This is a genomic window from Nocardia sp. CC201C, assembly GCF_030010695.1.
GTDB classification, from domain to species: Bacteria; Actinomycetota; Actinomycetes; order Mycobacteriales; family Mycobacteriaceae; genus Nocardia; species Nocardia otitidiscaviarum.
In genome coordinates, this window is the sequence record NZ_JASCXP010000437.1 from 1 (window position 1) to 6,245 (window position 6,245).

At 69.2% G+C, this 6,245-nt stretch carries 7 protein-coding genes and 1 pseudogene; 4 read left to right on the forward strand and 4 right to left on the reverse strand.

Going from position 1 to position 6,245, the window contains the following annotated elements:
* Positions 1-81 precede the first annotated feature (81 nt).
* The 3 genes from QK444_RS30905 to QK444_RS30915 form a co-directional block, all read right to left on the reverse strand.
* Positions 82-399 (reverse strand): hypothetical protein, encoded by a 318-nt coding sequence (locus QK444_RS30905; RefSeq protein WP_282785624.1) that lies wholly within the window; start codon positions 397-399, stop codon positions 82-84.
* Positions 400-486: 87 nt separating this feature from the next.
* The gene (locus QK444_RS30910) at positions 487-1,053 is read right to left on the reverse strand and encodes an ATP-grasp domain-containing protein (RefSeq protein WP_282785625.1); all 567 of its coding nucleotides are present in this window, start codon (positions 1,051-1,053) and stop codon (positions 487-489) included.
* A gap of 439 nt (positions 1,054-1,492) precedes the next feature.
* Positions 1,493-2,329: a DMT family transporter gene (locus QK444_RS30915; RefSeq protein WP_282785626.1), complete on the reverse strand. Its 837-nt coding sequence runs from the start codon at positions 2,327-2,329 to the stop codon at positions 1,493-1,495.
* Positions 2,330-2,477: 148 nt separating this feature from the next.
* Between QK444_RS30915 and QK444_RS30920 the strand changes: the two genes are divergently transcribed.
* Positions 2,478-2,948 carry a MarR family winged helix-turn-helix transcriptional regulator gene (locus QK444_RS30920; protein WP_282785627.1) on the forward strand — a complete coding sequence of 157 codons (471 nt, stop codon included), beginning with the start codon at positions 2,478-2,480 and terminating at the stop codon, positions 2,946-2,948.
* Positions 2,949-3,074: 126 nt separating this feature from the next.
* Here QK444_RS30920 and QK444_RS30925 read toward each other — a convergent pair whose 3' ends face one another.
* A complete protein-coding gene (locus QK444_RS30925; protein ID WP_282785628.1) occupies positions 3,075-3,959 on the reverse strand; it encodes an alpha/beta hydrolase in 885 nt (294 codons plus the stop codon).
* Between the two features lie 91 nt (positions 3,960-4,050).
* Here QK444_RS30925 and QK444_RS30930 point away from each other — a divergent pair, with 91 nt between their 5' ends.
* The 3 genes and pseudogenes from QK444_RS30930 to QK444_RS30940 form a co-directional block, all read left to right on the forward strand.
* Positions 4,051-4,611, forward strand: coding sequence for an ABATE domain-containing protein (locus QK444_RS30930; protein ID WP_282785630.1), 561 nt, complete (start codon positions 4,051-4,053; stop codon positions 4,609-4,611).
* A gap of 24 nt (positions 4,612-4,635) precedes the next feature.
* Positions 4,636-5,139 (forward strand): DUF4442 domain-containing protein, encoded by a 504-nt coding sequence (locus tag QK444_RS30935; protein WP_282785629.1) that lies wholly within the window; start codon positions 4,636-4,638, stop codon positions 5,137-5,139.
* A gap of 333 nt (positions 5,140-5,472) precedes the next feature.
* A pseudogene (locus QK444_RS30940) lies at positions 5,473-6,245 on the forward strand (hypothetical protein); the annotation flags it as partial.

Here is a 6,245-nt window from a genome sequence, read left to right on the forward strand (position 1 = left end):
CGTTCCGGCCCCTTTGCCCGCGCCCCCGGTTTGGGGGGGCGCGGCATCCGCACACCATCCGAGTAGGCCACGGTGCGTGACCTACGCCTGGATGACCTCGATCCCCACCAGTGCGTTCAGCGAATCGCAGCTGGCCCAGGACTGGTTCTGCCCGTAGTGTGCCGGGCCGTACTTCCAGTAGATGAACGGTACCGGCCACGCGACGCAGGTGAGCTTCACCTGGTGCCAGGTCGGCAGCTCGCAGGTGGACATTCCACCGGTGTTGAAGATGTTGTACACGTGACAGTTGGCCTGCCATACCGGCACGTCAGCCTGTGCCATACCACCACCGGCGAGCACGGTGGCCGCGGTCGCGGTGGCCACGACGGCACCGGCGGCGAGTCGCTTCGCAGAAAACATCCCGAACCTCCTGAATGGGTGATGCCAGACACATCGGAACGGGGTAGCTGTCGTGTTACTGGGCGACTCATCGCCGGGACCTACTCGTCACACATCGGCGCGAGCCAGGGCCTCGGCTTCCATCGCGGCGACGAAGTCGGCGACGTTCGAGCCATAGATGCCCCAGCTGTTCACGCCGCCGAGTTCGACCAGGCGGAGTGCGCCGTCGCAGCCCACGCCGACATCGACGGTGACCATGGTGGAACCATGGGCTAGCAGTCGTGTCGCCGCGGTCTCCGCGAAGCGGCGGACATCATCGGGGACGGGAAGGTACGGCTCGATGGGGTAGGAGCTGCCGCAGACGAAGCGGCCGTTACGGCAGAAGCAGCGGTACTCGCGCTCGAAGCTCACGACCTCGGATACGACGACGAGCTCGTCGCGGTATTGGTCATATGTCCGGACCCAATGCTCCAACTCCGCGATCGCATGCACATCAGCGGGGAACAGCTTGTAGTTCGTATCGCTGCGGACGAAGACGCGGTCGGCCTCGAACATCCGCTGGAGCGGTACGTGCGTGACCGCCGAGAACGGCAGGAGGACGGCGGTCCGTCCGAGGAGGTCGTACACGTGCCGGTAGTAGAACGAGCAACGCAGCGTCGCGTAGTCGTCGAACACGGCTTCTCCGAGCCGTGGCACGGGGCTGGAAGGAACCCGGGTCGAAATGGAGGTCCTAGCGGCTCCTCTTCGTGAGGTCGGAGCGTCCGTTCAGATCCGGTCGTCCGGCACTCTGTGAGGTACTCGGTCATCGGTATGTGATGTTGATGGCGCGGCAGGTCTCCGGGCTGGGCTCGTCGATTATGGAGCTGCTCCTGATGATCGCCCTGCCGGTCGTGGTGCTGGCGGGGTGTTGGTGGGCGTTTCGGGTTGTGCGGGGTAGGCAGCGGCGGGGTGCGCTGTCCAATGTGCCTCCGCGGACGTATGGGGATCTGATGCTTCCCGGATATGAGCCGACCGAGAGCAGGGCTGCCGAGACCTACATCGAACGCGTCGACGACGACCGGCCGCCGGAGTTTCGGTTCGGCGACACATGGGGAGCGTCGCGCGCACGGCGGTGTCAGCCCGCGGAGATGGCCAGCACGCCCAGCAGTGCGGTCGCGACCCCGGCGCGTTGGGTGCGGGCGAGCCGTTCGCCGAGGAACAGGCGTGCCAGGGCCATGGTGACCAGGGTGTGCAGCGCGCCGAGTACCGATACGACCCCTACCACGCCCAGCGTCGAGGCGGTGGCGTACAGCGCGTCCGCAGCCACGATCAGTACGCCGACCAGGGCGATGCCGGGTATCTCCTTGGTGGGCACCGCGATTCGATGACGGGTCGCCAGTACGACCGCGCCGATGGCGAGCACGGCGGTCAGGCGAGCCGCGAACAATGACCAGCCGATGTCGTGGGCGCTGGCGGTGTCCATGGCCAGGAAGAACAAGCCGAATCCGACCGCCGCCAGCGCGCCGTAGCCGACGCTGGGTAGGACCCGCCCGGCCGAGCCGCCCCGGCCCTGTGCGGAGGCGACGACCAGGCCGAGCACCGCGAAGACGAGTCCTGCCAACTGGATTCGCCCCGGCACCTCACCCAGGACCAGTCCGGTCAGTAGCGGCACCATGGGCGCGGTGGCCGCGACGGCCGCGACGATGCTGATGGTGCCGACGGCCAACCCGCGGTAGAGCGCGGCCACCGCCAGGGTCTCGGCCAGTCCGGCCGCGGCCGCCCAGCCCAGCGCGGCGGGTTCGGGCACGCCCGCGCCACGGGCCGCGGTCACCACCGCGAGCAGGCCCAGCGCGGTGGCCTGGGAGATCATCAGCACCGACAGCAGCGGCACCCTGCGCGATTTCATTCCGCCGATGAAATCCGAAGCACCCCAGCCGAATGCGGCGCCCAGGGCGAGCACGATCGCGATCATGCCGCACCCCCGGCGCGCTGCGCGAACGGGTGGGTGCACAGGAGTGATGGGTTGAGGATCACGACTACCGCCTTCATATTCGTTACGTGTAACGAAGAATGTAGCGGCATCTTCGTTACATGTAAATAAGATTGGTAGACTGGTCGGCATGAGCCCGTCCACCTCCCCGCCCCGGACCGCCGACGCCACCGCGGCCGGTGCCTGGGCTGCTTATCGCCGGATGCGCGAACTGGTCGACGCCGCCATCGCGCGCGACATCGAACATGGCACCGGCCTCTCACTGCCGGATTTCGAGGTGCTCGCCGCCACCGCCGAGCTGGCCGCGCGGCTGGACTGCGTGCGGGTGGGCGGTCTGGCCGCGCACCTGGGCTGGGCGCACAGTCGGCTCTCGCGTCAGCTCGGGCGGATGGAGAAGCGCGGCCTGATCGCCCGCGAACCCTGCGAGCGCGACGGACGCGGCGACGACGTCGTGCTCGTGGAGGCGGGGCGGACGGCACTGCGGGACGCGACACCGGTGCACGAGGCCGCGGTCACGCGTCATCTGACCGGATTGCTCAGCGGCGACCAGCTCGCCGCGCTGGTCGGCATCGAGGCCGTCGTGGCCCGGGTGCGGGACTGACCGGCGCGGCTGGGATTCGATGGCGATGCCGACCAGGCGGTCGGCGGCGCGGGCCTCCTGGTCGGGGCTGTGCGCGGGTGGGCGTGCCGCTTCGGAGGTGTCGCGCGGCTGGTTCGCATGGTGCCCTCATCCCCGAACGGCCGGGGTGTGGACGCGGTCGAGGAAGTCGGCGATGAGCGGGGCGATCTCGGTCAGGTGGGTTTCCAAAGCGAAGTGGCCGGTGTCGAAGAGGTGTAGTTCGGCCTCGGGGAGGTCGGTGCGGTAGGCGTGGGCGCCGGGGGCGGGGAAGAAGGGGTCGTTCGCGCCCCAGGTGATGAGGGTGGGGGGTGTGTGGGTGCGGAGCCAGGACTGCCATTCGGGGTAGCGGGCCACATTGGAGTGGTAGTCGAAGGCCAGGGCGAGTTGGGCTTCCTTGCGGCCGGGGAGGTCGAGGTAGTGCTGGTCCAAAGTCCAGCCGTCGGGGGACAGCAGGGTGGGGTCGGGGACGCCGTGTTCGTACTGGCCTCGGGTGCCTTCCAGGGTGAGCAGTTGGCGGATGGTGGCCTCCGCGCCGTCCTGGTCGGGGCGTAGGGCGATGAAATCCCGTGCGCCGTCGGAGAGTCCGGCCTCGTAGGCGTTGCCGTTCTGCACCACGAGGGCGGAGATCCATTCGGGGTGGCGGGTGGCGAGGCGGAAGCCCACGGGTGCGCCGAAATCGAAGACGTACATGGCGAAACGGGTCAGGCCGAGACTCGTGATGAAGCCCTCGGTGATGTCGGCCAGACGGTCGAAGGTGTAGTCGAAATCGGCTGGGGCGACGGTGTTCCCGAAACCGGGGTAGTCGGGGGCGATGAGGCGGTAGCGGTCGCCGAGCAGGTCGATGAGGCGACGGAACTGGTGTGAGCCGGAGGGGAAGCCGTGCAGGAGCAGCAGGGCGGGGGCGTCGGTGCGGGTGGGGACCGATTCGCGGTAGTGGACCTCGACGTTGTCGACGGTGAGAGCGCGGTACTGGACCAAGGGGTGGGTGTTCACGTTGTTCACATGCTTTCTCGCGGTGATGATGCATTAGTTCTAACTCTTGGCCTGCTAATGCGTCAACAGCTTGAGTTAGCATTAGGGAGTGATGGAGCTCGAACCGCTGATCGGCGAACCACTGGCCCTGGACCTGGTGAACACCCGGCCGGTCGGCGGTGACCTGCTGAAAACCCCGGAGCAGCTGGGGAACTGGTTGCGGCTGGAGGGCGACCGGCTGCCGGAGGCGGTGAACGCGCATCCCGGACCTGCCGAACTGGCGGCGGTGCGGGCCGTCCGCGAGCACACCGCCGTCATACTCGACGCCCTGCTGCGCGAACGCCGTCCCCCGGCGGCGGCGCTGCGCGGACTGTACGAAGCGCAATCCGCCGCACCCGCCGTCCGCCGGCTGGACTGGAACGGTGCGACCCTCACCGCCGCCCCGCGCCGCACCGGCGACCCGACCGCCCACCTGGCCGCGACCTTGGCCGACGCCGCCGTGGATCTTCTCACCGACTCCGCTCTCGCACGGGTGAAGCGTTGCGCCGCAGACGATTGCGTCATGCTCTTCCTGCCCGCTCATCCGCGCCGCCAGTGGTGTTCCCCCGACCGCTGCGGCAACCGGGCCCGCGTTGCCCGCTACTACCAGCGGCACAAAGGCGACGCGCGCTGACCGGTCTCGACCTAGACTGCCGAAATGGGCTCGAGCACGGTCGGTTTCGGGGAGCGCGGGATATCGGCACGGCTGCTGACTCCGCGTCGGCTCGCGAAGGTCATGAATCTCGCTCCGCCCCTGCTGTTTCTGGGCGTCCACGTGGAGCCGTTCGCCGACGACTGGACCTCGGTCACCGTGCGCCTGCGGGTGCGGCGCTGGAACTCCAACCACAATGGCGCGGCACCCGGCTGGTCGCTGTTCGCCATGACCGATCCCTTCTTCGGCATGATGGCGCAGGGGCAGCTCGGCGGCGCGTACCGGGTGTGGAACACCACCGCCGAGATCGACTTCGTGCGGCCCGGCCGTGGCACGGTGTACGCGACCATGGAGATGCCGCGCGTGCTGGTGGACGTAATCCGCGAGCGGACCGCCGACGGCTCCAAATCCGAGACCGAACACGAAGCGCGCATCGTCGACGCCGACGGCGAGTTGGTCGCGCGGGCCAGCCAGCGACTGTACGTGCGGCGGGCGCGGGAGAGCGGTTAGACCGGTATCGCCCTGACCTGACGTATCGCCCGGCACAGATTCGCGCCGCGCGTGCTGGATCCGACCCGAGCGCGCTACCGCGCCCGAGCGCACCTACACGCCCAACTCTGAGCGCGCCTGCATTGCCGAGTTCGAGCGGACCTACACGCCCGAGTCCCAGCTCATACCTACACGCCCGGGGTCGAGCGTGCTCTGCCCCGGAGCGCACGTTCATGCTCGATCCCGACCCCATCTTCGCGCCAGAATCCGGCACTCCACCCCCGGCCGCGACGTCACCGGAATGTCATAGCTTGCCGCAGCTCAGCGGCTCGTACCGGCAGTAGGGTCGGAGGCGTGGCCGAACGGGAACTGCGGGTAGCGAGTGGCATCGTGGCGGCCGGGGCGATCCTCGGCGCGGCCGAACTGCTCGCCGCGATCGTCGCGGTGCAGAGCGCGCCGCTGGCCGCCGTCGGGGCCGGGGTGGTCGACCACACGCCGGACGCGGTGCGCGAGTGGGCGATCGACACCTTCGGCACCAGCGACAAACTCGTGCTGTACCTCATCATGGGCGCGGTCGCGGTGACCGTGGCCGCCGGTGCGGGATTGCTGGAACGGGTGCGCCGACCGCTCGGATCCATCCTGTTCGGGGCCTTCGGCGTGCTGGCGACGGTGGCGGCACTGGACCGTCCGCAGGCGGTCTGGACGTGGGCACTCCCCACGCTCGTCGGCGTACTCACCGGAATCGCATTGCTGCGCACACTGATCCGCCGGATCGAAGACCTCGCGGCGCGGACGAACGCCCCCGAGTCACATCGCACGCCCGGAAGCGGCGGCACGAGAGCCGGTGCGCCCGGCCGTCCGCAGGAGGCTGACTTCGCCGGGGAGAGCCACTCGTCGCCACCGCGCCGCACGGCGGAGCCGACCGGCGGTGACCACAACGCGCGGGCGGGAGACTCCGACCAGGCCAGACCTATCGCGGAGCCACATCCCGGCGGTCGTCCGGAGCCGAGCCGTGGAAGTGACGAAGGCGGTACCGGGTCCGGCCGCGAGACCGTCTTCCCCGAACCGCTCGGCCCGCCGCTGGCGAGTGACCCCGCTCGGGCGGGCGGCACCGCGGCATCGGGCGG

Bases quoted from the DNA above. Each gene is read 5' to 3' on its own strand.
- QK444_RS30915 (WP_282785626.1), bottom strand. From the start codon at position 2,329: ATGATCGCGATCGTGCTCGCCCTGGGCGCCGCATTCGGCTGGGGTGCT.
- QK444_RS30920 (WP_282785627.1), top strand. From the start codon at position 2,478: ATGAGCCCGTCCACCTCCCCGCCCCGGACCGCCGACGCCACCGCGGCC.
- QK444_RS30935 (WP_282785629.1), top strand. From the start codon at position 4,636: ATGGGCTCGAGCACGGTCGGTTTCGGGGAGCGCGGGATATCGGCACGG.
- QK444_RS30930 (WP_282785630.1), top strand. From the start codon at position 4,051: ATGGAGCTCGAACCGCTGATCGGCGAACCACTGGCCCTGGACCTGGTG.
- QK444_RS30905 (WP_282785624.1), bottom strand. From the start codon at position 399: ATGTTTTCTGCGAAGCGACTCGCCGCCGGTGCCGTCGTGGCCACCGCG.